This is a genomic window from Hyphobacterium indicum (assembly GCF_003129605.1).
Taxonomy (GTDB): Bacteria; Pseudomonadota; Alphaproteobacteria; order Caulobacterales; family Maricaulaceae; genus Hyphobacterium; species Hyphobacterium indicum.
Genome location: NZ_QBDX01000004.1, coordinates 954,266 through 980,807, shown reverse-complemented (window position 1 = coordinate 980,807; position 26,542 = coordinate 954,266). Strand labels below are relative to the sequence as shown.

At 61.7% G+C, this 26,542-nt stretch carries 21 protein-coding genes; 13 read left to right on the top strand and 8 right to left on the bottom strand.

Annotated elements, in window-relative coordinates; translation table 11 throughout:
* Positions 1-203: 203 nt before the first annotated feature.
* Positions 204-818, top strand: coding sequence for an alpha-ketoglutarate-dependent dioxygenase AlkB (locus DBR16_RS12680; RefSeq protein WP_109261595.1), 615 nt, complete (start codon positions 204-206; stop codon positions 816-818).
* On the opposite strand, the gene DBR16_RS12675 is transcribed toward DBR16_RS12680, so the two are convergent.
* From DBR16_RS12675 to hrcA, 4 genes are all read right to left on the bottom strand, one after another.
* Complete coding sequence (locus DBR16_RS12675) at positions 815-2,338, bottom strand: FMN-binding glutamate synthase family protein (RefSeq protein ID WP_109261594.1); 1,524 nt, start codon at positions 2,336-2,338, stop codon at positions 815-817. The two genes, DBR16_RS12680 and DBR16_RS12675, sit on opposite strands and share 4 nt — an antisense overlap.
* Positions 2,339-2,440: 102 nt before the next feature.
* Complete coding sequence (locus DBR16_RS12670; RefSeq protein WP_109261593.1) at positions 2,441-3,733, bottom strand: M48 family metallopeptidase; 1,293 nt, start codon at positions 3,731-3,733, stop codon at positions 2,441-2,443.
* A 66-nt stretch (positions 3,734-3,799) separates the two neighbouring features.
* The gene (gene grpE, locus DBR16_RS12665; protein WP_233347833.1) at positions 3,800-4,483 is read right to left on the bottom strand and encodes a nucleotide exchange factor GrpE; all 684 of its coding nucleotides are present in this window, start codon (positions 4,481-4,483) and stop codon (positions 3,800-3,802) included.
* An 18-nt stretch (positions 4,484-4,501) separates the two neighbouring features.
* Positions 4,502-5,572: a heat-inducible transcriptional repressor HrcA gene (hrcA, locus tag DBR16_RS12660; protein WP_109261592.1), complete on the bottom strand. Its 1,071-nt coding sequence runs from the start codon at positions 5,570-5,572 to the stop codon at positions 4,502-4,504.
* A gap of 118 nt (positions 5,573-5,690) precedes the next feature.
* Between hrcA and rph the strand changes: the two genes are divergently transcribed.
* The gene (rph, locus tag DBR16_RS12655; RefSeq protein ID WP_109261591.1) at positions 5,691-6,401 is read left to right on the top strand and encodes a ribonuclease PH; all 711 of its coding nucleotides are present in this window, start codon (positions 5,691-5,693) and stop codon (positions 6,399-6,401) included.
* Between the two features lie 146 nt (positions 6,402-6,547).
* Here the strand turns inward: rph and DBR16_RS12650 are convergent, their stop codons facing one another.
* Both DBR16_RS12650 and DBR16_RS12645 read right to left on the bottom strand, forming a co-directional pair.
* Positions 6,548-6,778, bottom strand: a complete 231-nt coding sequence (locus DBR16_RS12650; protein WP_109261590.1) for a helix-turn-helix domain-containing protein — start codon at positions 6,776-6,778, stop codon at positions 6,548-6,550.
* 13 nt (positions 6,779-6,791) lie between these two features.
* Complete coding sequence (locus DBR16_RS12645) at positions 6,792-7,334, bottom strand: DUF2975 domain-containing protein (RefSeq protein WP_109261589.1); 543 nt, start codon at positions 7,332-7,334, stop codon at positions 6,792-6,794.
* 358 nt (positions 7,335-7,692) lie between these two features.
* Between DBR16_RS12645 and rdgB the strand changes: the two genes are divergently transcribed.
* Both rdgB and hemW read left to right on the top strand, forming a co-directional pair.
* Positions 7,693-8,292: an RdgB/HAM1 family non-canonical purine NTP pyrophosphatase gene (gene rdgB, locus DBR16_RS12640; RefSeq protein WP_109261588.1), complete on the top strand. Its 600-nt coding sequence runs from the start codon at positions 7,693-7,695 to the stop codon at positions 8,290-8,292.
* Positions 8,285-9,421, top strand: a complete 1,137-nt coding sequence (gene hemW, locus DBR16_RS12635; protein ID WP_109261587.1) for a radical SAM family heme chaperone HemW — start codon at positions 8,285-8,287, stop codon at positions 9,419-9,421. Before rdgB ends, hemW begins: the two co-directional genes overlap by 8 nt.
* Here hemW and DBR16_RS12630 read toward each other — a convergent pair.
* Positions 9,418-10,734 (bottom strand): penicillin-binding protein activator, encoded by a 1,317-nt coding sequence (locus tag DBR16_RS12630; RefSeq protein WP_161539510.1) that lies wholly within the window; start codon positions 10,732-10,734, stop codon positions 9,418-9,420. The two genes, hemW and DBR16_RS12630, sit on opposite strands and share 4 nt — an antisense overlap.
* Between DBR16_RS12630 and rsmI the strand changes: the two genes are divergently transcribed.
* From rsmI to DBR16_RS12595, 7 genes are all read left to right on the top strand, one after another.
* A complete protein-coding gene (rsmI, locus tag DBR16_RS12625) occupies positions 10,733-11,629 on the top strand; it encodes a 16S rRNA (cytidine(1402)-2'-O)-methyltransferase (protein WP_109261876.1) in 897 nt (298 codons plus the stop codon). The two genes, DBR16_RS12630 and rsmI, sit on opposite strands and share 2 nt — an antisense overlap.
* The gene (locus DBR16_RS12620) at positions 11,626-12,012 is read left to right on the top strand and encodes a YraN family protein (protein ID WP_109261585.1); all 387 of its coding nucleotides are present in this window, start codon (positions 11,626-11,628) and stop codon (positions 12,010-12,012) included. The genes rsmI and DBR16_RS12620 overlap by 4 nt, the downstream gene beginning before the upstream one ends.
* Before the next feature lie 60 nt (positions 12,013-12,072).
* Positions 12,073-12,738 carry a BON domain-containing protein gene (locus tag DBR16_RS12615; protein ID WP_109261584.1) on the top strand — a complete coding sequence of 222 codons (666 nt, stop codon included), beginning with the start codon at positions 12,073-12,075 and terminating at the stop codon, positions 12,736-12,738.
* 12 nt (positions 12,739-12,750) lie between these two features.
* On the top strand, positions 12,751-13,698 hold the full coding sequence (gshB, locus tag DBR16_RS12610; protein ID WP_109261583.1) for a glutathione synthase: 948 nt from the start codon (positions 12,751-12,753) through the stop codon (positions 13,696-13,698).
* Positions 13,699-13,838: 140 nt separating this feature from the next.
* Positions 13,839-15,377: a YifB family Mg chelatase-like AAA ATPase gene (locus tag DBR16_RS12605; RefSeq protein WP_109261582.1), complete on the top strand. Its 1,539-nt coding sequence runs from the start codon at positions 13,839-13,841 to the stop codon at positions 15,375-15,377.
* A 36-nt stretch (positions 15,378-15,413) separates the two neighbouring features.
* Positions 15,414-17,258 (top strand): hybrid sensor histidine kinase/response regulator, encoded by a 1,845-nt coding sequence (locus DBR16_RS12600; protein WP_233347832.1) that lies wholly within the window; start codon positions 15,414-15,416, stop codon positions 17,256-17,258.
* A 15-nt stretch (positions 17,259-17,273) separates the two neighbouring features.
* Positions 17,274-18,614: an AmpG family muropeptide MFS transporter gene (locus DBR16_RS12595; protein WP_170108338.1), complete on the top strand. Its 1,341-nt coding sequence runs from the start codon at positions 17,274-17,276 to the stop codon at positions 18,612-18,614.
* A 1-nt stretch (position 18,615) separates the two neighbouring features.
* Here the strand turns inward: DBR16_RS12595 and DBR16_RS12590 are convergent, their stop codons facing one another.
* Positions 18,616-20,895, bottom strand: a complete 2,280-nt coding sequence (locus DBR16_RS12590; RefSeq protein ID WP_109261580.1) for an NADP-dependent malic enzyme — start codon at positions 20,893-20,895, stop codon at positions 18,616-18,618.
* Positions 20,896-21,015: 120 nt separating this feature from the next.
* Between DBR16_RS12590 and mutS the strand changes: the two genes are divergently transcribed.
* Complete coding sequence (mutS, locus tag DBR16_RS12585; protein WP_109261579.1) at positions 21,016-23,694, top strand: DNA mismatch repair protein MutS; 2,679 nt, start codon at positions 21,016-21,018, stop codon at positions 23,692-23,694.
* Positions 23,695-23,727: 33 nt separating this feature from the next.
* Positions 23,728-26,541, top strand: coding sequence for a [protein-PII] uridylyltransferase (locus DBR16_RS12580; RefSeq protein WP_109261578.1), 2,814 nt, complete (start codon positions 23,728-23,730; stop codon positions 26,539-26,541).
* The last annotated feature ends 1 nt before the right edge of the window (position 26,542 follow it).

Sequence of the window (26,542 nt, the reverse complement as noted above, 5' to 3'; positions counted from 1 at the left end):
AAGCACCGGTTCGCCGGACGCAGATCCCCCAAAGGCTTCAGGCCCTGTCGCCTGTTTCGTCACTTATCCATTTGCCGGACACCCGGCTCGATGCCGGAGATAGGGAGGCCCGGCATAACCCGCAAGGGTGTGGGGCGAATCAATTCAGGCGTTTGCAGTGCCTGTCACTGGCCGAAGCCGGGACATCGTCTATCCTTGGCTGCATGAGTTTGCCAGACGGTTTCAGATATCTGCCCGGCTATTTTGACCGGACCCAACAGGCCGCACTGGTCGGGGCCGTTCTGGACGCTGCGAAAACCGCACCCTTTTACCGCCCGCGCATGCCCCGCACCGGCCAGCCGCTCAGCGTGACCATGACGAATTTCGGACCGCTTGGCTGGGTGACGGACAAGGACAGGGGCTACCGCTATGAGACGATGCATCCGCAAACCGGCGCGTCCTGGCCCGCTGCCCCGGATCTGCTCACCCGTCTCTGGGATGACGTGTCCGGCTATAGCGCGCCCTTCGAGGCCTGTCTGGTCAATTATTATACGGAGACATCCCGGATGGGCCTGCATATCGACCGGGATGAAGCCGCGACAGACGCGGCTGTTGTGTCCGTCTCTCTGGGCGACAAGGCCCGCTTCCGGCTGGGCGGGCCAAGCCGGAAAGGCAAAACGCATTCCCTGATCCTGTCATCGGGCGATGTGGTGGTGCTCGGCGGGGCGGCGCGGCGCTGTTATCACGGCGTCGATCGCATCTATCCGGCCACATCGACACTGGTGCCACAGGGTGGCCGCCTCAATCTGACGATGCGGCGGGTCACGCTTCCTGCTTAAGCCTGCTCCGGCAAGCTGCGATCCTGGCGTAATTCCTCCGGGGGAATGAAGTTCAGATTGTCCATGGACCTGGACCGGCCATTGGCCTGTACCAGCCGCACATGCATGGGTTTGAGCTGCCGCGGTTCGCTGACGCCGCAGGAATGGGCGATGATTTCAACGTGTTCGCGCAGCGTATTGGCGTAAAGGGCGACCTTTTCGGCCTTGTCCTGCGGCACCAGCCCGCGCTGCAGGGATTTCTTGTGCGTCGTGACGCCAGTGGGGCAGGTATTCATGTGGCATTTCATCGCCTGGATACAGCCAAGCGAGAACATGAAGCCGCGGCCGCACTGGACAAAGTCGGCGCCTGCGGCGAGGGCCCAGGCCACGGAAGACGGGATCAGGAGTTTTCCCGAGGCGATGATGCGGATGCGCTCCTTCAGACCATGATGACGCAGAATGCCGGCCACCATGGGCAGGCTTTCGCGTATGGTCAGACCGACATTGTCCATCAGCGCCATGGGCGCAGCGCCCGTGCCGCCATCACCGGAATCTATGGTGAAAAAGTCGGGCGCGCTTTCAATGCCGCGTGTCTTGATCTCCTCGCACAGATCGTCCAGCCAGCCATAAGCGCCGACCACGAATTTGATGCCCACCGGCTTGCCGGAGACCTCCCGGATACGGTGAACAAAGTCGAGGAGGTCCTGATTGTTCGCAACTTCCGGATGCCGGTTGGGCGAGTGGGACGCAACCTCTGCCGGAATGCCACGAATATCCGCGATTTCCTGTGTCACCTTCTCTGCCGGCAGGATGCCGCCCTTGCCCGGCTTTGCGCCTTGCGAGAGTTTGAGTTCGAACATTCTGACCTGTTCGAGACTGGCGACGGCTTTCAGTTTTTCGTCCGAGAGGCCGCCTTCGGCATTGCGCACGCCGTATTTCGCCGTGCCGATCTGGAAGACAATGTCGCAACCGCCTTCCCGATGCGCATCGGAGAGCCCGCCCTCACCGGTATTGAGCCAGATTCCGGCCTTGGCCGCGCCGCGCGACAGGGCCCGCACGGCGGGCCGGGACAGGGCACCATAGCTCATGCCTGAAATGTTGAAGAAAGAGGGGGCGTCATAGGGCTGGCGCGCAAACGGGCCAATCCGCATGCTTTCAGTTTGGGCGACATCATCCTCCAGATCCGGATAGGGGCAATTGACAAAGATGGCGGTGCCCACAGGTGTCAGCGGCTTGGTCGAACCGAAGGCGATCGTCCCGCCTTCGCCTTTTGCGGAGCGATACACCCATTCGCGCTCGGCGCGATTGAAGGGCAATTCCTCCCGGTCCATGGCGAAGAAATACTGCCTGAAAAACTCGCCCAGCCGGGTGAACAGATTCCGGAACCGGCCGACAACCGGATAATTGCGGCGGATGGCATCACGCGTCTGGCTGATATCGATGATGAAAAAGATGGCCACGGCAAGCGCCGCCGCCCCCAGCATGAGGATGAAGACTTGTGTCAGGATGCTCATCGCATCCATGGCCCAGTTCGGTAGCATGGCGGTTCCTGCCTCAGCGTCGATGTGACCATGGCAAAATCACGCCGGTCTGGCGACACACTTTATAGTCACAGCAGGAGATAAAGCTTCGGTCATCCGGACTTATTCATCTTCCGGCTCATTCACCAGCGCGTCTGAAATGGCGCGCGCCCGGTCGAGCCGCAATTCCGGTCTCTGGTCTTCCGCCCCCAGGGCCAGCTGTCCGGCCTTCCACTGCATGGACATGGCAATGCGTGCGCGGCCGGACGGGTGGTCGAAAAAGACAAATTCCTCGAAAGCACCCGGATCAATCTTGCGATAGGAGGCGAGGCGCAGCGCGGCGGTGGCAAAGCCGTCCGGTTCACGCGCGGCGTTGAGACCGAAGAGATCGGCCTCGGCTTCATTGGTCCGGATCACCGTGTTGAAGACGGGTGTGGCCAGAAAGAAATAGACTGACAGACAGGCCGCCAGAAGCGGCAGGCCGGCAATATCGGAGATGCCGGAAACGCCCCAGCTCTTGCCGAACCGGCCATTCACGAAGGCGAAAAGCCGGTCGGTGAAGGCAAAGCCGATGGCCAGAACAACCGCGAAGATGATGAACATTTCCCAAAGATGGTTGAGCGCGTAATGGCCCATTTCATGGCCCATGACCGCCAGAACCTCATCGGCATCGGTATTGTCGATCAGCGTATCCGACAGGGCGATCCGGGTGGTGCCGAACAGACCATTCACATTGGCGGTGATGCGGTTGGACTGACGTGACACATCAAAGACATAGACATTATCGGCGGGAATGCCGTTGGCTTCGGCGAGTGCGAGGATGTCATCACGCAGCTCGCCTTCTTCCATCGGCTGATATTCATTGAAGAGCGGATCGATATAGACAGGCGAGATGAAGATCGCGACAGCCAGCAGGACCACCGACACGGCAGCGCCCCAGATCCACCAGGCGCGCCTGGCAAGGCGCAGCACGAGATAGAATATGGTCAGGAAGATGGCCGCCATGATGACGCCGGTCACGAGGCCGACGGCCTGTTCTCCCAGCCAGCCGCCGAGCGACATGGCCGACAGGCCGTAGGCGTGTTCGCGGAAATAGCCCTGCCAGAGCGTCAGCGGAAAAAGAATGACCGTGGTGACGATCGTGTAGATGGCCGCATAGAGGGCGACGGTCAGGGATTTCGATCTGACCAGCCCGTGAATCCGGTCGCGCAGGCCTTTTGAAAAGCCGGTCTGCAAAAGCAATCCCGCCATGGCGAGGCCCGCGATCAGATTGACCAGAATCAGCCAGTAGCCGCCTTCGAAATAGGCATCCGAGCGCGCCCGCGCAGCGGCATCCATGGTGGCGATATAGGCGTCGGTGGCTGCCGACGCATCAAAGCTGGCGGGTGTGCTGACCGCCGCTATCAGAAATTCCATGGTCCGACCCTCCCCTGATCAGGCAAGCAGAGGAGGACAAATCCGGGCCGGAATCAACTCAAGCAGTCAGGCCTTCACATCGATGCCGGAGCCGGGCCCGGCCCTGCCGCCGTCCTGAGTATCACCGGATCCGCCGCCTTCTTCTGTGGCGGGCTGGCCGGTCGACACCGCGACCATGGCGGCGCGCAGGGTGCGGTCACCGATGACATAGCCGGGCGCAAAGCTGGCCGCGATCGTGCCGGCCTTCTGCTCGGAGGGAATCTGGGTGGTGGCCTGATGGTGGTTGGGGTCAAAGGCGTCGCCCGGCGCCGGCTCCACGCGCTTCACGCCATGGCGCTCGAGCGTCGAGAGCAAGGTCTTTTCCGTCAGCGCGACACCATCGACGAGTGTTTTGGCCGGGCCTTCGAGCGACTCAGACCGGGCCACCTGGAGGGCGCGGGAGAGATTGTCCGCGACATTCAGAATGTCACCTGCAAAGCCGGAAATGGCATACTGGCGGGCATCCTTCACCTCTTTTTCAGCACGCCGGCGCGCGTTCTGAACCTCGGCTGCGGTGCGCAGCAAGCGGTCCCGCGTGTCCTCCAGTTCGGCCTGCAGGGCGCGAATGGCATCTTCCGGTGACGGCTCTGCCGCCTCATCCTCTGCCATTGCGGCCTCTGCTGCTTCAGCTTCGGCCAGCGCCTCTGCCTCTGCGGCCTCGATTTCCTCGATCCGGTCTGCAATCGGTTGATCGTCGTTTTTTTCAGCCATCTTGTCCTCTTGACCCGTCTAGTTGCGGGATTTGTCCAGCAATCGCCCGACAACGCGGGCGGTATAATCGACCATGGGTATCACCCGGGCATAATTCAGACGCGTCGGTCCGATCACCCCCAGCGCCCCGATAATGCGCCGCTCGGAATCCATATAGGGAGCGACAATCACACTTGAACCCGAGAGGGAGAAAAGCGGGTTCTCCGCGCCAATGAACAAACGCACGCCTTCGGCATCTCTTGCCTTGTCCAGAAGGGCGATCAGGCCCTCCTTGCGTTCGATTTCATCAAACAGCATGCGGATGCGTTCAAGGTCTTCGGCGGCGGCAACATTGTCCAGCAATTGCGCCTGACCGCGAATGATGAGCGCCCGTTCCTCGCCGCCTGACCAGCTGGCCAGCCCCTGCTCGACAAGTGCGCTGGCTGCAGCATCCAGCGAGGCCCGGCGGTCCTTGAGCTCGGCGCGGATTTCCTCGGCGGCCTGCTTGAGCGACCGGCCCTTGAGCCGGGCGGAGAGATAGTTTCCGGCTTCCACCATGGCCGACGCCGGCAGCCCCGGCGGGGCCACCATCATGCGATTTTCAACCGATCCGTCTTCGGACACCAGAATGGCGAGCGTCTCATAGGCGCTGACCGGTACGAATTCGACATGTTTCAATGCGGTTTCGCGCGATGGCGTGGTCACCAGCCCGGCTCCTCCGGCCAGGCCTGCGAGCATGGATGATGCCTCGGAGAGGACGTCTGACACCTTTGCGGCCGTCGGAGCGACGCGCGATTCAATCGCTTTGCGGTCCTCCGAGGAGGGCTCGCCAACCTGCAACAGCCCGTCGACGAAGAGGCGTAAACCCGCATGCGTGGGCATGCGCCCCGCGCTTTGATGCGGTGCGGTCAGGAGCCCGATGGCGGCCAGATCCGACATGGTATTGCGGATCGAGGCTGGCGATAGGCCCACGCCCTCGCGCCGGGACAGGGTGCGGGACCCAACCGGATCCCCCGTCTCCAGATATGTGTCCACGATTTCGCGGAAAATCTGGCGCGAGCGCTCATCCAGATCGGTCAGATTGGGCATATTCGGGTTGTTGGTGATCATTCTGCCATTCAGTTAGGACATGCAGCTTTGCCATTCAATCCGGCAAAGCGGTGATCCCCGGTTTACGCCGGGATGGCCCGCCGCTAGACGGAACAGGCCCCCAATCGGAGACGACACTATGAGACCTTATGGCCGCGCCCTTGATGCCTTGCGCGAAGTGACCATCGAAACTGGTGTTTCGCCCTATGCGGAAGGCTCCTGCCTGATCAAATGCGGCAATACGCACGTCCTGTGCACGGCAAGCGTCGAGGAGAATGTGCCGCCCTGGATGCGCAATTCCGGCAAGGGCTGGGTGACGGCGGAATACGGCATGTTGCCGCGCGCCACACATACGCGGGGCCGCCGTGAGGCCGCCGCCGGGAAACAATCCGGCCGGACACAGGAAATCCAGCGCCTCATCGGGCGTTCCCTGCGGGCGGTGATCGACCTCAAGGCATTGGGAGAGCGGCAGGTGACGCTGGATTGCGATGTGATCCAGGCTGATGGCGGCACACGGACGGCGGCGATCACCGGCGCATGGGTGGCTTTGAAACTGGCTACGGGCTGGCTGGTTGAGGAAGGCGTTCTGAAGACCGACCCGGTCCAGGACCAGCTGGCAGCGGTTTCCTGCGGCATGGTTGGCGGCACGGCGCGTCTCGATCTGGAATATGAAGAAGACAGCCAGGCCCAAACCGATGCGAATTTCGTGATGACCGCCGCTGGCGGGATTGTCGAGATCCAGGCTACGGCCGAGGACCGGCCCCTGCCACAGGACGATTTCAACAGGCTTTTCGAGCTGGCACGAAAAGGCATTGCCGAGCTAGGCGAAACCCAGAATTCTGTATTATAAGAAAAAAGAGAAGCAGCGGGAGCGCGCTGGGGGGCTGAAAAAGGCCCGATCGGCGCTCTTGGGAAGGGGCGTATGCCAATCAGGCCCGCTCCCGCTGCTTCTTCACCGTCCGGTGGAAAATCCGCCGGGGGCTCGTCTGGGACGGATCAGGCGTCGCTGCCGGTTCCGTCCTCATCCTCATCGAAGCTCAGAAGGTCGCCGGGCTGGCAATCCAGCTCCTTGCACAACGCTTCCAGCGTCGAAAATCTGACCGCCTTGGCCTTGCCTGTCTTGAGGATGGACAGGTTGGCCATTGTGATGCCGACCCGGTCGCACAGCTCTGTCAGAGACATGCGGCGCTCGAGGAGCATCCTGTCGAGGGTGACGCGAATGGGCATGTTTCGCGCCTCCCTAAATCGTCAATTTCTGTTCCTGGCGCATCCGGGCCCCTTCGCGAAGGACCTCCGACAACACCAGAAGCGCGGCCACGGCGAACCACGGCCCGAGATTGAGATCGAAATGCGTGAGCTCCACGCCTCCGATCCGGAAGCCGAAGACGGCCAGCGAGATCGCGACCAGTCCCTGGGCGGCATAGCGGACGATCTGATAGAGACCGATGGCAATCGCAATGATCCGCAGATGCCCGGCATTTTCGGGGACAAAGGGATCGCCCGAAATAAGTGTCCTCACGATCAGCCTGAGGCGATGCACGATCACCAGCAGGGTCACGATTTCCGCCACAAGCAGTGGCAACATGATAATCCGGTCCACCGCCCCCATGAGAGAGGTGGCCACTCCGCCCGGCAGCCAGCCAAAGAGCTGTGCTCCGAACAGGACTGTGGCGAGAAGTACGGTCACGGCACTGACAGTGAGTACCGCCCACAATAGATACCAGATGATATCCAGGAGCCATTTCAGACCCCCGATCATCGGTCCTGTTTTGGTTTCCTCCATGCCTTCCCGCCCCCTTCTGGGCCCCCGGCGGCGCGTCTCGCTACCGCCGGGACCGTTTTACGCTCATGCAATCGCCGGGGTCAGAGCGGCAACCACGCCGGCGCCAACCGCGATGATGAGGAACGCATTGATCGCAACCGCAAAAAAAGTGCGGGCTGCTGTGTTTTCGGACCTGACCATTTTCATACTCCTGTGTTTCGTTTCAATCGACCAAAGGCTTTTGTTTTGTTATCCGAACGATCATTTCGCCGTCCGTGGATTTATCGATAAACATAAAATTCGGGGACCGCAAGCAGAAAATATCGTTTTTCGATATTAATTTTCCGAAATGCGATAAAATTTGAGGTGTAATCAACAGATGACAGGTATGAAAACATGGGTATTGGCGTCTCATAACCGTGGAAAAATCAAGGAGATAGGTGATCAGCTGGCGCGCTTCGGTGTGAAATTGCAGTCAGCTGCACAATTTTCGCTTCCCGAACCGGAAGAAACGGAAGCGACATTTGCCGGAAATGCGTTGCTGAAGGCCCGTGCCGCCAGCTCCGCCACCGGTCTGCCGGCGCTGGCAGATGATTCCGGGCTGTGTGTCAATGCGTTGAACGGGCAACCGGGCATTCATTCGGCGCGCTGGGCCGGAGAGAGTCGGGATTTCAACCGTGCCATGCAGCGGGTCGAGTCGGCGCTGACGGCAGGTGGCGGCAATGACCGCAGTGCCGCCTTCGTCTGTGTCCTCGCGCTGGTTGTGCCGGGTGAAGCGGACCGCGTCTATGAAGGCCGGATCGAGGGGGAGGTGGTCTGGCCACCTCGCGGTGACGCCGGATTCGGCTATGATCCGGTCTTCCGGCCTGAAGGAGACCACCGCGTGTTTGCTGAAATGAGTTCTGCGGAGAAAGCGGCGCTCAGCCACCGGGGCAGGGCCCTGTCCCGGCTGATCGAGGCCGAGTTCGGGAATGACTGATACGCCACTGGGTCTCTATGTCCACTGGCCATATTGCGCTCGGATCTGTCCCTATTGCGATTTTAATGTGTACCGGGCGCGGGGTGACGATAGCGCCCTGTTTGATGCGCTGCTGGCCGATCTGGCATATTGGGCCGGCGAATTGCTAGGCCGCAAACTCACCTCGCTTCATTTTGGTGGTGGCACGCCTTCCTTGCTGAAGCCGGAGCAGATCGGACGGATCGTGCAGGCGGCGGACCGTTTTTTCGGTTTCGAGTGCGATGCCGAGATCGGCCTGGAAGCCAATCCGAATGATGCTGCGGGATTCCGGGGGTTTTCGGATGCCGGTATCAACCGGCTGTCCCTTGGTGTGCAAAGCTTTGATGATGATGCGCTGAAGGCGCTCGGGCGAGACCATGACGGGGCGGCCAGCCGAATGGCGCTGGAGGCGGCGCTCTCCTGCTTTGCCCGGGTTTCGATCGACGTCATCTATGCCCGCGAAGGTCAAACCGCAGCGAGCTGGGCCTCAGAATTGTCAGACGTTCTGGCGCTGGGTGTTTCGCATCTGTCACTGTACCAGCTCACGATCGAACCGGGCACGGCGTTTTTCAAACGTGTCGAGCGCGGCGAGATCAAGCCTCCCGGAGACGCATTGGGAGAACGCCTGTACCGCACCACTCAGGCGCTTTGTCAGGAAGCCGGTTTTCTCTCCTACGAGATTTCCAACCACGCCAAGCCGGGTGCGGAGTCACGCCATAACCGGCTATACTGGGAAGGTGCAGACTGGATCGGGATTGGCCCCGGGGCCCATGGCCGGATCGGCTCTCATGCGCTCGGCGGGCGGCGGGCCGTAGATACGGCGCTGCGTCCGGCGGACTATATTCGCCGGGTTTCGGAAACCGGCACGGGATCAAAGAGTGAAAAACTGTCGGCCCTGGACGAGGTCCGGGAGCGCATACTGATGGGGTTGCGGATTGATACCGGCCTTGATCTGGCGCAGCTGGAACAGGTCACCGGGCTGACGGTTGATGAGGATGAAGCCGCGCGATATCTGGCTCAAGGCTGGTTGACTCAGAATGGCACGCAGTTGCGGCTCACCGGGGAAGGCCGTCTGCTGGCCGATGGGCTGGCGGCGGCGCTTTGTCCCTAGAACACCGCCGGATCAAAACTGCGCGGCGCCGGGTCGATGACCCGGAAACCGTCACGGCGGACCTCGTATACGGCCAGACCCCGCTCGATACGGCCATCTGCCCGGAAGCGGAACAGGCCGTCCGCGCCATAAAACCCTTCGGGATCCTCGAGCGCCTCGCGGCTGACCTCTCCTTCATTGGCGAAAAAGACCGCCAGCAGGACCGCGTCATAGGCATGACTGGCGATTCTTGAGGGTTCATTGCCAAAGGCGGACTGATATTGCGCGGAAAATGCACTATGAGCTTCGGCGTCTGGCCCGGCGAACCAGCCGCCATGCAAGACTGGTTCGCGCCGTGTCTCCTCGTCATTCCACAGGCCGGTCCCAAGAAAACGGACGATCAGAGGATCGATCTCGTGATAAGGCAATAGCGGTCCGAGAGTCCTCAGACGGGTACCGCCCTCCGGCAACATCACAGCCTGGAAGGGTGCGTCGGCTGACGGGACCCATTCGCTGGAATTGAACATCATCGCATCTTCGGCCTCAAGGCTGGTAAAGCCCAGCTGCGAGAGACGGCGGGCCGCCGATGTCATGGCCTCGACACCCCCGACATAGGTTTCCTCGGCCGCCAGATATCCGCCATTCAGCTCAGCGGTCTCCGCCAGCGCATCGCGCACGGCGCTGCCATAGGCCCCTCCCGGCCCGATAAACGCGAATCGTTCAACGCCCAGCCGGGCCACATAGGCCGTAATCCGGGCAACTTCCTGCTCGGGCGGAAGGCTCAACAGATACACGCCGTTGCCGGCGATCGACGTGTCGGTCGAGAAAGCCAGTACGGGCACATCGTAACGGCGGGCCACGTCTCCTGCCGCAGTGGCCGCTGCACCAAACAGGGGGCCCAGGATAATATCAGCGCCGTCATCAATTGCGGCCTGCGCTGCCTGGCGCGCGCCTTCATTAGTGCCGCCTGTATCTTTCGGCATCAGAACCAGTGTCTCCGGTCCGTGTTCGAACAGGGCCAGTTCAGCGGCTTGCAGAAGGTTTGCCGCTTCATTGCGTGCAGCGGCATTGGGATGGCTGAAGGGCAAAAGCAGGGCGGCGCGCGTGACCTCGCGGCCCTCGAGGTGGTGCGGGATCAGGCCGCCTTCGCGGATGATCTCCGGCTCAATGACCTCCGGCTCTGTCACTTCCGGCTCGGTGACGACCGGCGGCGGAGGGGGCGGCGGCGGTGGAGGCGGCGTGCTGGCACAAGCTGCCAATGCCGTCAGGGCCAGCGTTACAACAATCGGTCTTGGTAGTTTGCGCAAGCCGCGCAAAGATGTTGGGAGAATCATGTCCGAACCGCCTTCAGATATTCCGGCCAAAACTAGCCGCCGCGCTCCCGCACCGCAACCGCCTGAGCCGGGCCTCAACATTGTTTCGACGCCGATTGGCAATTTGCGGGATATTACGCTGCGTGCGCTGGACGCACTTGCCGGTGCGGATCGTATACTGGCCGAGGACACGCGCGTTGCCTGGAAACTGATGGACGCTTACGGCATCAGCGCGAAAGTCCAGCCCTATCATGATCATAACGGGGCGAAGATGCGGCCGGAAATTCTTCAGGCACTGGCAGATGGCGAGCGCGTCGTTCTGATCTCCGATGCCGGTACGCCGCTGATATCCGACCCCGGCTACAAGCTGGTCCGGGAGGTGATCTCGGCCGGCTACGCGGTCCGGTCGCTGCCGGGGCCTTCTGCGCTGTTGGCCGGGCTGGCGGCTTCAGGCCTGCCGAGCGACGCGTTTTTCTTTGCCGGGTTTTTGCCGCCCAGAACAGGCAGCCGCAAAAACCGCCTGCAGGAATTAGCGGTAATTCCCGGCACACTGATCTTCTATGAATCTGGCCCGCGGCTGGCCGCCTGTCTTGCCGATATCGCCTTTGTTCTCGGAGATCGCGACGCGGTTGTGGCCCGGGAGCTGACCAAGAAATTCGAGGAATACCGGCGGGGGACGACCAGCGAGCTGGCGGCCTATTATGCTGGTGGCGGTGCGCCACGCGGCGAGATCACGCTTCTGATCGGCCCCGGGGATGCCGGCGGTAATGTTCAGATGGATGTTGATGCCGAATTGACGGCCCTGATCCCCGGACTTGGTGTCAAGGGCGCTGCGGCAAAAGTTGCGCAGGCCACCGGGCTCAGCAAGCGCGATCTCTATGCCCGGGCGCAAGCACTAAAAGAGGGCGGCGTGTGACCGATCAGCGCCAGAAGGCTGAAGCCCGGGGCCGCCGGGCCGAGACATGGGCGGCCCTGTGGTTGATGCTGAAAGGATACCGGATTGTCGCCATGCGCGAGAAAACGCCGTCCGGCGAACTCGACATTGTGGCCTGCAAGGGTGGTCTTCTGGCGATTGTCGAGGTCAAGGCCCGCAACACGCTGGAAGACGGAATCAACGCCCTGACCTGGCACCAGCAGCAGCGCATCATCCGTGGCACATCCAGCTTTACAGGCCGGCGGCGGCAATTTGCCGGTCTCGCTATCCGCTATGATCTGATCGTGATCCGTGCCTGGCGCCTGCCGCATCATGTCCGTCAGGCTTTCTGGCCCGAGGGACGATCTGCACCGGACATTAATTGAACGGAATCATTTGCCCGGATAGTGTCCCGGGCGGGGCGGCCCATTCTGGAGTATCGACGCATGATTTTCCGATTCATTCCCGCATTTCTGGCGCTGTGGCTTTCGGCCTGCGCCGCCATGCAGCCAGAACGGTCGATTGGCCGTGATATTGACGATACCAATGCCTCGCTTTCCATCAAGGCCGCCATGACCCGCGCCGAAGGGTATGCGCTCGATGGCGTGGATGTCGAAGTGACTGACGGTCTGGCATTGCTAACCGGCACAGCCCCGCGCGAAGAGGACCGGCGCCAGGCGGAATGCCTGGCGTGGTCAGCTCTCGCTGTCCGGGCGGTCGAGAATGAAATCGAAGTCGGGAGCGCCTCGACCCTGCGCGACGGTGCCCGGGATAGCTGGATTACCCAGCAAGTGCGCTCGCGCCTCCTGCGCGACAGGTCGGTGCGCAGCGTCAATTACAATGTCGAGGCTGAAAACGGCCGTGTCTTCCTGCTCGGCATTGCACGGACGCGAGGTGAGCTGGAGCGGGCCGCGCAACATGCCTCTCTCGTAGATGGTGTGACCGACGTCGTCACGCTGGTCCGCGTTATTGGCGAAGAGACAACGCCCGTCGCCCGGGGGGAAAGGCAGGCGATAGCCTGTGGCGGTGAGGCCATTCCGGCGCTTGATTCCTTGCCATCCCTCGATCCGCCGCAGGATGTACGGTCAGCCCCGGTCACACCCATAGACTAGTCAGGACAGACAATGAGCCTTCGCATTGCGGTGCAGATGGACCCGGTTTCCGGAGTCGATATCAATGGCGATACCAGTTTTGCCCTGATGGAGGCCGCGCAGGCACGGGGTCACAGATTGTGGACCTATCAGCCGCAACACCTGTCATGGGAGGCGGGTAAAATCACGGCCCGCGCCCGCCCGGCATCGGTCCAGCGCGTCAAAGAGCAGCCGGCCATTGAGGGTGAGCGCGTGATGCTGGATCTGGCAGATGATGTCGATGTGGTCTTGATGCGCCAGGATCCGCCCTTTGACATGTCCTACATCACGGCCTGTCACATTCTGGAATACCTGAAAGGCCGGACGCTGGTACTCAATGATCCGGAATGGGTCCGCTCCAGCCCGGAGAAAATCTTTCCGCTGGATTTCCCCGCTCTCATCCCGCCGACGCTGATTTCACGCGATGTTGCTGCAATCAAGACGTTCCGGGCCGAACACGGGGATATCATCCTCAAGCCGCTCTACGGTAATGGCGGGGCCGGCGTCTTCCGGGTAAAGCCCGATGACGGCAATTTCTCGTCCATCGTGGAAATGTTTTTCGGCATCAACCGGGAACCGATCATTGCCCAGGCGTTTCTGCCGAATGTGGCGGCGGGCGACCGGCGCGTTATCCTGATCGATGGCGAGCCGGCCGGCGTCATCAACCGTGTGCCTCAGCCCGGAGAAACCCGCTCCAACATGCATGTGGGCGGCCGGGCGGAGGCCGCTGAATTGAATGCGGCCGACCGGCATATTTGCGACGTGATCGGGCCGGTATTGAAGCAGCGCGGCCTTGTCCTGGTCGGAATCGATGTGATCGGCGACCGGCTGACCGAGATCAATGTTACCTCCCCCACCGGCGCGCAGGAGCTGAAACGCTTTTCCGGCGTGGATGCGGCGGCGTTGTTCTGGGATGCGGTGGACCGGCGTCTGGGCAAATAAACCTGACGCAACCTTGACTCGCAACCGTCAGTCGTTCTTATTATGTTCCTGTTTTGATCGACGCTGTTCCACGATTTGTGGAAAGCTGTTGATATCATAAGGACTTACTCCAGCGGGAGCGTCCGGACAGGGGATGGGACATGGCAGCCAGCACCACGACGATTGCCTTTGAAGGCGCAAGAGCGCGGCGCGTGGATGCGCAGGCACAGTTTGCCGGGGGCCAGCCGGCCTTCATGGTGGTCGGGCTGGCGGACAAGGCGGTTGCCGAGAGCCGGGAGCGGGTGCGTGCTGCGTTCGCCGCCATCGGCCTGTCGCTGCCGCCCGGCCGGGTGATCGTCAATCTCGCGCCGGCAGACCGGCCGAAGGAAGGCGCGCATTTCGATCTTCCCATCGCTCTGTGCCTGATGGCGGCCATGGACGTCATTCCGCCGGATGCGGCTGCCGACCACCTCGCCATGGGTGAGCTGGGGCTGGATGGCTCGATCAACATCACACCCGGTGCACTGCCGGCCGCCATGGCCGCCAGCGAGCATGATCTTGGTTTCATCTGTCCGGAAGCCTGTGGGCCGGAAGCGGCCTGGGCCGGGGGTGAGCTCTCCATCCTTGCGCCTGCTTCGCTGATCCAGCTGGTCAATCATTTCAAAGGCCGGCAAATGCTGTCTCGGCCTGTTCCCGGCGATCTGATCGATAGCCGTCCTGACCTCGATCTCAGGGATGTCAAAGGACAGGAAAGCGCCAAGCGGGCGCTGGAGATCGCCGCAGCCGGTGGCCACAATCTCCTGATGGTCGGGCCGCCCGGGTCCGGAAAATCGATGATGGCGGCGCGCCTTCCCGGCCTGCTTCCGCCCTTGTCCGCGTCCGAATTGCTGGATGTCTCCATGATCCAGTCCGTAGCAGGGTTGCTGGAACGCGGGCGGCTGACCCGGTCGCGGCCCTTCCGGGCACCGCACCATTCGGCCTCGATGGCAGCCATGGTTGGTGGCGGCCAGAAAGCCAAGCCCGGGGAAGCTTCGCTCGCCCATCATGGCGTGCTTTTTTTAGACGAATTGCCGGAATTTCACCCGCAGGTGCTCGACAGTCTGCGCCAGCCACTGGAGACGGGCGAGATTGTCGTCGCCCGCGCCAATGCGCATATTTCCTATCCGGCCCACTTTCAGCTGATTGCGGCGATGAATCCCTGCCGCTGTGGCTGGGCGGGGACCAATGGCGAGGCCTGCAAGCGCGGGCCGCGCTGTGCGGCGGATTATCAGGCCCGGGTGTCCGGTCCGATGATGGACCGCATCGACCTTCATGTTGAAGTGCCTCCTGTCACGCCCGCCGACCTTGCCCTGCCGCCGCCCAAGGAAGGCACGGCAGAGGCCGCTGCCCGTGTCGCACGGGCACGCGATGCGCAATCGGAACGTGGGCGGTTAAATGCCCGGCTGACTGCGGAATTGCTGGAACATGTGGCGGAGCCGGACCGGGGAGGCCAACAATTGATCAATCAGGCGGCTGAAGCCATGGGCCTGACGGCACGCGGTTATCACCGAGTTTTGCGGTCGGCCCGGACGATTGCCGATCTTGACGGGTCCGAGGCTGTACGCCGGGTTCACATCGCTGAAGCCCTGTCATTACGCCGGAGCGCTCCCGGTGCCGGTGTCCTGACCGCGCCCGGCAGGAACCGGGTCGCCGCCGGGTAGCGTGGAAGCGCTTCCTTAACCGGTTCAGGACTAGACATGTCACCCATGACAGAGACTCCGGATCGCGCGGCCTCCGAGGCCGCTGAAGCCGCCCTGATCGCGCTGGACTCGACGGGCGAGATGGCGCTCTTGCGCGCCGCTGACGGCCGGGTGCGGTTTGTAAACCATGCCTTCCTGTCGGCGTTTGGCGGGCGGCGGTCGGACTGGACCGGACGCTGGTTTGCCGTTGCTCCCGCGGGTCCGGCGGACAAGGGTTCCCGACGGTTCGAAGCGCTGATGCGCACCCGCGCCGGCAATCGCTGGGTGGAGTGGGATGAGCGCCCGGTTGGAAGCGGAGGCTCGATCTCCATTGGCCGGGATGTCACCGACCAGCGTGACGCCGACGCGGAGCGGCGCGAAGCTGAGGATGCGCGGACACGATTCTTTGCGTCCGTGACCCATGAGCTCCGGACACCGCTGGCGGGCGTCAAAGGGGTTGCCGACCTCCTGGCGCTTACCGCCCTGCAGCCGGATCAACGCGAATATGTGCGCGCTGTTGCCGATAGCGCCATGCACGGACTGGGACTGATTGATGAAATTCTCGACCTGTCGCGCCTTGACGCGGGACATGTCGATTTGCGCCCCGAACCGGTCCGCCCGGCTGACCTGGTGCGACATGCCGTCGAGTTATTGGCGCCCCGTGCGGCGGAAAAAGGATTGTCGCTCGCCTGTGTCGTCCGCGAATCGGCTCCGGAGGAAGTGCTGGCAGATACGGCGCGTTTGCGCCAAATCCTGTTCAACCTGCTCGGCAATGCGGTGAAATTCACCTCCGAAGGCGGCGCATGGGTTGAATTGTCCGGCGATATCGACAGCGAGGACCGGGCGCGCCTAATCATCACGGTGCGTGATACCGGCCCCGGCATTGATGCGGGCGACCAGGCAAGAATTTTCGATCATTTCGAGCGCGGGACAGGGCCGGCGCAATTGAAGGAAAGCGGTGCCGGGCTGGGCCTTGCGATGGTGAAAAAGCTGGTCGAGGCCATGAATGGTGAAATCGGGCTGGAAAGCACGCCGGGTGACGGAGCGTCCTTCTGGGCAGCACTTCCCGTTCCGATCCGGAAGGGCGTCCGGACCGACCGGCCACTGGCCGGCGAAAGCGTCATGATCGCCTCGCCCTGCCGGGTGACACGCAATGCCCTGTCGGCGCAGATACTGGCGCTGGGGGGAAATGCCCGCACGCTGTCCAATCCGGACCGGATGGGGTCGGCCCGCGGCATGACCCTGCTTCTGGACGCAAGGTGGGCAGACCGGGCCCAGGAATCCGGGGCCAAACGGACGCTGATCCTGACGGAAGCGGCCTCGAAAGACCGGATACGTGACAATCCGCCGCCCGGAGCGGATGGCTGGCTGGTGACTCCGGTGCGCCGGAAAAGTCTCGAGCGCTTTATACGGGACGCCATGCCGGGACAGGCTGGTGACAATAACCGCCTCGAAGGAGAGGGCTGGCCTCTGTCCGGTCTGCGTGTGCTGATTGCCGAGGACGATCCGGTCAACGGTCTGATTGCTGAACGGACCCTGATCCGGCTCGGCGCCCATCCAGAACGCGCCATGAATGGCCGCGAGGCGCTCGACCGGCTGATGGCAGGCGGGCTGGATGCGGCGCTGATCGATCTGCGCATGCCGGAAATGGACGGGCCATCTGTTGCCAGAGCGGCGCGCGAGGCCGGCATTCAGATTCCGATGATCGCACTGACCGCCAATACGTCAGAGGTGGACCGCCGCGCTTGCATGGAGGCGGGGATGAACGCCTTCCTGACCAAGCCGGTCGATCCGCAGACCCTGACGGGAACAGTGTTGAGCTTGTCGAAAGCGCAAAACCGTTTCAGGGTCGTTTCCGGATAGATCGGAGACAGGCTGATGACAGACGTTACCCTGCCAGGCGGCGACAAGCGCGGCTGGCGCGAAACGGTTCTGGTCTATTTCACTCCCGTCATGCTTTCGATGCTGATCCTCGGATTTGCTTCTGGCTTGCCGCTCTACATGGTCTTTCAGAAGCTGTCATTCTGGCTGCGCGACGCCGGAATCGAGCGTTCGACCATCGGCTTTTTCTACTGGGTCACTCTGTCTTATACGTTGAAGTTCCTGTGGTCGCCGATCGTCGACCGTGTGAAAATTCCGATACTACATTCATTATTCGGCGCCCGCCGCTCCTGGATCGTCACAGCGATCACGGGAACGATTGCGGGGCTGGTGATCATTTCTCAGACCGATCCGACACAAGGTCTTCTGCCGGTGGCAATCGGCGCACTCCTGCTTTCCTATTCGGGCGCAACGCTGGATGTTGCCATCGATGCTTGGCGGATTGAATCCGCACCGAACCGGATGCAGGCGAACATGGCGGCCGCTTATTCGCTCGGCTACCGCTTTGCCTACATGACGTCTGGGGTGGGATTAGCGATTTCCGAATGGTCGGACTGGACATGGTCATTCCTCGCCATGGCGCTGGCCATGGGAATATCCATGGTGTTGGTCTTCTTCATCAAGGAACCCGCTGCCGGGGCCGGAAAAAGGGAACTTGAAGGCGGCTTTGCAAGCAAGGTGGTCAATGCGGTCTGGGAGCCGTTCAAACAGTTTCTCGGCCGACTCGGATTCTGGTTCTTCCCGGTCATTGCCCTGATCATGATCTATCGCATGTCCGATTTCACAATGGGCGTGATGGCAAGCCCACTTTATGCCGATATTGGTTTCAATCGGGCTATCGTAGGCGGTATCCAGAGCGGACCTGGCCTGATCGCAACCTTCACCGGCTTGTTCATCGGCGGAGTCGCGGCGTTCCGGTTCGGATTGATGCGCGCGATGGTGATCGGATTGATCATCACTTTCATCACGAACGGCGCCTATGCGTGGCTGGCCGCCACGGCTGGTCCGGACAGCATCTGGCAGCTCACTGTAGCAATCGTGGGTGACAATCTCGCTGGCGGGTTCGTGACAACTGTCTTCATTGCCTATCTTTCCAGCCTCGTCGATCCGGCCAATGCCGCGACACAATATGCGTTGCTGGCATCATTCTATGCGCTGGTCTCAAAATTCCTGTCCGGATTTTCCGGCGTGCTCGCCGATGCTGTTGGCTATGTGTACTTCTTCATCATCACGGCTTCGGTAACGATCCCCGCGGCGCTATTGCTCGCATTTGTAATGATCGCCGGGACCGAAGCCGCAAAAGGGAAACTCAAGTTCGCCGAACGGGAAACGATTTAGATTATTCCGCCGCTTCTGCCTCGGCAGACAAATCATAGGCGGCGAGGGCGGCCAATGTCGTGATTTCTGTTACAGGTGCGCCCAGACGGGCGATCTGGACCGGGCGCTCAAAACCCAGAAGCATGGGACCCAAAACGGTCGCGCCAGCGCCGGCGCCCATCAGCCGCGTGGCGATGGAAGCTGAGTGGATCGCCGGCATGACCAGCACATTCGCCGCCCGGGTCAGCCGCGAGAAAGGATAGAGCAGGCGGTGGGCGGGATCGAGCGCGACATCGGCAGCGAGCTCGCCTTCATATTCGAAATCCACACCGCGCTCATCCAGAATGCGCACGGCGGCCTGAAGCTTTTCGGAGCGCTGACCGGCGGGGTTGCCGAAGGTCGAATATGAAAGAAAGGCGACGCGTGGATCAAAACCAAAGCGGCGCGCCGCCGCCGCCGCCTCGCAGGCGATGTCCGCCAGAGCGGCCGAATCCGGGAATTCGGTGACATTGGTATCGGCGATAAAGAAAGTCTGGTTCTTGGCCAGAACGATGGACATGCCGATGACGCGTTCACCCTCGGCCGGGTCGAGCACGCGCGCAACATCGTTCAATGCCGCATCATAATTGCGTGTCACGCCGGTGACCATTCCGTCAGCATCACCCAGCTTCACCATGCAGGCGGAGAAGACATTGCGGTCGTTGTTTACCAGGCGCTGCACATCCCGCTTCAGATAGCCTTCGCGCTGGAGCCGCGAATAGAGGAAGGCGGAATAGTCTGCATTGCGCTCGGACAGGCGGGCATTGACGATGGTCAGCGCGTCTTCCGGCACGCCGACAAGGCGCATATTGGCGCGGGTCTGTTCCTCGCGCCCCACCAGAATGGCCTCGCCGAGTTCCTGCGCCTGGAATGCATAGGCCGCACGAATGACTGAGGGCTCTTCGCCTTCGGCAAAGACGATGCGCTTGCCCTTTCCGGCGACCGCACCCTGGATACGCTGGAGCAGGGCGGCAGTCGGATCCAGCCGCCGTGCAAGTGATTTTTTATAGACTGCCATATCCTCGATCGGCCGCCTCGCCACACCGGTATCCATGGCGGCTTGCGCGACATAGGGCGGAATGTAGGAAATCAGACGCGGATCGAAGGGCGAAGGGATAATGTAGTCCTTGCCGAAGCTGGGGCGCTGGCCGTGATAGGCCGCCGCAACCTCGTCAGGCACGTCTTCCTTCGCCAGGTTGGCCAGCGCTCTGGCGCAGGCGATCTTCATTTCCTCATTGATCGTCCGGGCCCGCACATCGAGCGCTCCACGGAATATATAGGGAAAACCGAGCACATTATTGACCTGATTGGGGTAATCGGACCGGCCGGTGGCCATGATCGCATCCTTGCGGACCTTGCGGACGGCCTCCGGGCGGATTTCCGGCTCCGGATTGGCCATGGCAAAGATGATCGGATCCCTGGCCATGGATTTGACCATGTCCTCGTCAATCGCTCCGGCAACAGACAGGCCCAGGAAACAGTCCGCCCCCTTCAGCGCTTCGGCCAGTGTCCGCGCCTTGGTCGGGGCAGCATGGGCGGCTTTCCACTGATTCATGCCGTCCTCACGGCCTTCATAAATGGGCCCGCGGGAATCACACAAAATGCAATGCTTGGCATTGACCCCCATGGCCTTGAGCAGCTCGAGCACAGCGATGCCGGCCGCGCCAGCGCCATTGACCACGACTTTCAGCTTTGAAATGTCGCGCTTGGTAATTTCGCAGGCATTTATGATGCCCGCTGCTGCAATGATGGCGGTGCCATGCTGGTCGTCATGAAAGACAGGGATATCAAGCCGCTCACGGAGCTTTTGCTCGATGATAAAGCAGTCCGGCCCCTTGATGTCTTCGAGGTTGATGCCGCCGAAAGTCTCGCCGAATCGCGCAACACATTCCACGAAGAGGTCCGGATCGGCTTCGTCGACCTCGATGTCCATTCCGTCAATATCGGCAAAGCGCTTGAAAAGGACCGCCTTGCCTTCCATTACCGGCTTGGAGGCCAGCGGGCCGAGATTACCCAGGCCCAGAATGGCTGTGCCATTGGAAACAATCGCTACAAGGTTGCCCTTGGAGGTGTATTCGTAGACCAGGTCGGGATCCGCCGCGATGGCCTTGACCGGCGCGGCCACGCCTGGCGAGTAGGCGAGAGACAGATCGCGTTGCGTCGCCATGGGCTTGGTCGGTTGAAGCGCGAGTTTTCCGCGGGTCGGCTGGCTGTGAAATCGCAGCGCGTCTTCATCATCCACGGGGCTTGTGCGGTCTGACATCTATTGTGTTCCTGAGCGGATCGCGGGAAGGGCAGGTTCGACCCTAACGCCGCGCGCGTCCGACGCAAGCGTCAAGGCCGCTTGCAGAGCTCACGAATCCCGGCCAATTTCCCGTGCTTCATGACTGATCCCACGCTCTCCGACCGCCAGTTTCCCAGCCCCGATGGCGCAACGCCGATGATGGCGCAATTCCTCGCCCTGCGCGAGGAAACGCCGAAGGATGCCTTGCTCTTCTACCGGATGGGCGATTTCTATGAACTCTTCTTCGACGATGCGAAACGGGCGGCAGAGGCGCTGGACATTGCGTTGACCCAGAGGGGCCAGCATCAGGGCGAACCCATTCCGATGTGCGGTGTTCCGGCGGCGACCGCGGAAGCCTATCTGGCCCGCCTGATTCGCGCCGGTTTCAAGGTCGCGGTGGGCGAACAACTGGAAGATCCGGCGGCCGCCAAGGCAAGGGGCGCCAAAACTGTTCAGCGCGGACTTGCGCGGATTGTTACGCCCGGCACGCTGACGGAAGATTCGCTGCTGGAGGCGAGAGCGTCCAACCGGATCGCGGCTTTTGCCCCATCGGCCTCTGGCGGAATGGCTATTGCCTGGGCGGAAGTTTCCACGGGTGAATTTGCTGCAAGCGCTGTCGACGAGGCCGGGATACCGGCCGAGCTGGGTGCGCTCAATCCGGCGGAATTGCTGGTGCCGGAAGAGTATTTTGTAGCGGCCGCAGCATGGGTCGGGCGTGGCCGGATCACGCCACTGGCGCGCGCCAAATTCGATGCAAAGTCAGCCACACGGAGACTGAAGGAACGCTTTGGTGTGGATTCGCTCGATGCGTTCGGTGATTTCACGTCGGCGGAAACGGCGGCGCTGGGTGCCTTGCTCGACTATCTGGAACTGGCGCAGGCCGGGGCTCCGGCGAAACTTTCCGCGCCCCGGCAGGTCCGGAGCGGGGGCGCCCTGCTCATTGATCCCGCGACGCGAGCCAGCCTGGAAATAGACCGGACGCTGGCCGGGCAACGCAAGGGGTCCTTGCTGGACGCGATTGACGGGACTGTGACGGCACCCGGTGCCCGCCTCCTCTCCGCCCGGCTGAACCGGCCCTCGACCGATCCTGCCGAAATCAATTCGCGGCTGGATCTGCTTACATATTTTCTGAATTCGCCCACCAGCGCGACGGTGCGGGACCGGCTGAAGGCGGCGGGTGATCCGGAACGCGCGCTGTCGCGCCTTGTCCTGTCGCGCGGTGGCCCCCGCGATCTTTCTGCTCTGCGGCGAACCCTGACAGAAGCGCAAAATCTGTCTGCCATATTGGTTCCGGGGCCTGGACTGGACGTGCCCGAAAGGCTGGCAAAGCTGGCCGAAGCCTTAAATGTTCAGGAATTTGAAGGGCTTCGTTCCCTGGTCGCTGATCTCGAAGCCGCGCTAGTTGAAGAACCGGGACTGTTTGCCCGGGATGGTGGCTTTATCGCCGAAGGCTGGATTGCGGCGCTGGATGAAGCGCGGGCCTTGCGCGACGATTCCCGGAAGCTGATTGCGGGTCTGCAAAAAACCTATTCAGAGGCCACAGGCGTTACCAATCTGAAGGTCAAGCATAACAATGTGCTGGGCTATTTCGTGGAAGTCAGTGCGCGCCATGCCGACCCGCTGATGGCACATGATGGCTTCATTCATCGCCAGACCATGGCCAATGCGGTGCGCTTTACCACGACGGAGCTGGCGGAGCTGGAATCAAAAATTGCCGGTGCAGCCGGCCGGGCCCTGGCGCTCGAAGTGGAGGCCTTTGGCGGATTCCGGGACCGGGTGGAGCATAATGCTGAAACCATCCGCTCCATAGCCCGGGCGCTTGCCGAGATCGATGTGGCAACGGCCAATGCCGAATTTGCACGGCGTGCAAACTGGACGCGTCCGGACCTGGCGGAGGAGGCGGTCTTCGAGATTGAAAGCGGGCGTCATCCGGTGGTCGAAGCCGCGCTGAAACGCGATGGCGAAGCCGGATTCACGCCCAATGACTGTCATATGTCAGGAAACGGAAAATCCGGCGCCCGTCTCTTGCTGGTGACCGGTCCGAATATGGCCGGTAAATCGACCTATCTGCGGCAGAATGCCCTGATGATCATTCTGGCACAGGCCGGGCTGTATGTGCCTGCGGCACGGGCGCGTATCGGAATTGCCGACCGGCTGTTTTCGCGCGTCGGCGCGGCGGATGATCTTGCACGCGGGCGTTCCACATTCATGAATGAAATGGTTGAAACCGCCGCGATCCTCAATCAGGCGACACACCGGAGCTTTGTGATCCTTGATGAAGTGGGACGCGGAACCTCGACCTTTGACGGATTGTCCATCGCGTGGGCCGCAGCAGAGCACCTGCATGAGATCAATACCTGCCGTGCACTGTTCGCGACGCATTATCACGAGATGACCCGATTGGCTGAAGAGCTGTCGGCCGCCGGGAATCTGAGTCTCAGGGCGCGGGAATGGAAAGGCGAGCTGGTCTTTTTGCACCAGGTCGCCGAAGGGCCGGCCGACAGGTCCTATGGCATTGAAGTGGCCCGGCGCGCCGGATTGCCTCCGGCTGCCATAGCGCGGGCGACAACCATTCTCGAGCGCCTCGAAAGTGAAGATGCCCCGGCCGCGGCGCTGGCGGAATTACCGCTTTTCTCGGCGATGCCTGTGGCCGCGCCCGCAAAACCCTCACAATTGTCCGAGCGGATGAAGCGGATTGATCCGGACCGGCTGAGCCCGCGGGAGGCGCTGGACTGTCTTTATGAGCTGAAGCGCCTGTCCGGCGAAGACAATGAGTGACGCAAAAGACGGCGCGCGCTAGAACCGGTGACAATGCTTGTTTCCTCGCTTCCGGCATCCCTTGATGGATTGAAACTGCGTGCTGAACTGGCAGCGGCGCTGGGCGGCAAGGGCTGGCAGGACACCGCAGCGCGTCTGGCCGCGATTACCCGCATAAAGGCATCTATCGAGGCCGGGCGGGAGGCAGCGTTCCGCAAGCTGGACGGAGCCAGTGGCGGGCTGGAGGCTGCGCGCTTTCTATCGGGCGTCATGAATGCCGTGCTTGGCGCGGTGTTCGATTCACTGGCAGCAGAAGCGGGCAAACCCGCGGATGGCATATCGCTTCTGGCGATCGGGGGTTATGGTGCCGGAGAACTCGCGCCGAGCTCGGATATCGATATTCTTTTCATAAAACCGGACCGCGCCAGCAAGGCCCAGAACGCCTTTCTGGAGCAGGTCATCTATGTGTTGTGGGATTGCGGGCTGGATATCGGCGGCGGGGCTGTCCGCACGATTGATGAAACGCTGAAGATCGCTGATACGAATATCGGCGAACGCACATCGCTTTTGTCATTGCGGCATATTGCCGGCGATCCCGGTCTTGCCGAAAAGCTGCGTCAGGCGCTCCGTGATGAAGCTCAGTCAAAAGGCGCTGCCTTTGTTGAAGCCAAGCTGGCCGAGCGGGACAGCCGGATCGCGAAAGCGGGCCGTTCGCGCTATACGGTCGAACCCAATCTGAAGGAATCCAAGGGCGGGCTGCGTGATCTGCAACTGATGCGCTGGCTGGCGCAATTCCTCTACGGCGCCGACGCTTTCGAGCGCTGGGTTTCCTCCGGGCTTCTGACCGTCTCTGATGTCGAGAAATATCTGCGCGCGTCTGATTTTTTCTGGACGATCCGTTTCCACATTCACGCCATTATCGGCGGCAAGGATGACCGGCTGACCTTTGACATCCAGCCGGAAATCGCTGCGCGTATGGGATTTGACGATGCCGAGGCGGAAAGCGCGGTGGAGCGTTTCATGCGGCGGTATTTCCTGACCGCGATGGATGTCGGCAGCCTGACACGGCTTGTGTGCGCCAAGCTGGAAGCGGACCACCGCAAATCGCGCCCGCGCGGCCTGGCGCGCTTTCTGCCCGAGAAGGACACGCTCGGAGAGCCGGTCGATGCAGCATTCCGGCTGGTCGATGGCCGTCTTGATTTTGCTGCCGATGTGGCGATCGAGAACGATCCCGTCCTGTTGATGCGGCTGTTCTGGGCGGCTTCGGCAATGGGGACGGATCTGCATCCTGATGCGATTGCGGTGGTGGGTCAGAATATACGCCTGATTGACGATGATTTCCGGTCGGATCCGCGTGCGGTCCGGGTGTTTTTCTCCATCCTGCTGGATTCGGCGGCGCCGCAACTGGTCTTGCGGCTGATGACCGAAGCCGGGCTTCTGGGGAAATTCCTGCCCGAGTTTGGCAGTATTGTCGCCCGCACCCAGTTCAACATGTATCACCGTTACACGGTTGATGAACACACGCTGCAACTGATCGGCCTGTTGCGCGAAATTGAAACCGGGGATCACCCCAATGATCACCCGATCGCCACAAAGATTGTCCACGACATCAAGAACCGGCGGGCACTGCATCTGGCCGCGCTGCTGCATGACACCGGCAAGGGCAAGGGGGATCAGTGCGTCGAGGGCGCGCTTCAGGCCCGCATGGCCTGTACGCGCCTCGGTTTGCCGAAAGCGGAGGTCGAACTCGTGGCCTGGCTGGTCCGTTCGCATCTTCTCATGAGCGACACAGCACAAAGGCGCGATATCGGCGACCCGCGCACGGTGATCGAGTTTGCCCGGGAGGTTGGCTCGATGGAGCGATTGAACCTGCTGACGCTCCTGACAGTGATTGATATCCGTTCGGTCGGTCCCGGCATCTGGAATGGCTGGAAAGGACAGTTGTTGCGCGATCTCTACTCTGCAACGCGCAATGTGCTCGAAGGTGATACATCCGGTGAAGGTGAAGCGGAGATCCGGGCCCTTCTTAAGGGACAGGCGGATGATGCCCGTGCCCTGTTCCGCGAAAAACTGAAGCGGGTGGACGATGAATTCGCCCGGAACTGGACCGCTGATCTGGATGATTCCTACTGGCTGTCCTTTTCGGAAGCAGACCGTTTACGGCACGCAGCCTTCGTACGCGCCGCCCGGGCGCGTGGAGACCTGGTCGCGGCGGCGGCGCGGATCGACAAACGCCGGGCCGCCACTGAAGTCATGATGATTGCACCGGACCGGGACCGGTTGTTTGCAGACATTGTTGCCGTGCTTGCGCAGCTGGGCGCCAATGTTGTGGGTGCACAGGTCTCGACGACAGCCTCCGGTGAGGCGTTTGACGTTTTCTATGTACAGGACGCATCCGGCCAACCCTACGGGTATGACCGTGAGCGGGCCCGGGATGCCCTTGCCGAGCGTGTCCGCCGGGCTGCATCAGGGTCGAAATCACGATCCGGGACGCGGCCCGCGCAACGCCTGACGCGCCGGGCAACGGCCTTTACCGTTATTCCGTCCGTATCAATCGATCAGCAGGCCGCAGAAACCGCGACCCTGATCGAGGCGTCGGGCCGGGATCGTCCGGGCTTGCTGGCGGATCTCTCGGAAGTGCTGGCCGATGCCGGGCTGGCTTTGCAATCGGCCCGCATTGACGGTTATGGCGAACGCGCCACAGATGTCTTCTATGTGTTGAAGGACGGCCAGAAGCTTTCGGATACGGCACAGATCGCCGACATCAAGGCGGCTTTGCTGGCAGTGCTGGCGGAAGAAGAGGCCCGCATTGAAGAAACCGCACGGACGCGCGGGCTGGCCCGCGCCCGGGCAAGCGCCGGGCGCTGAC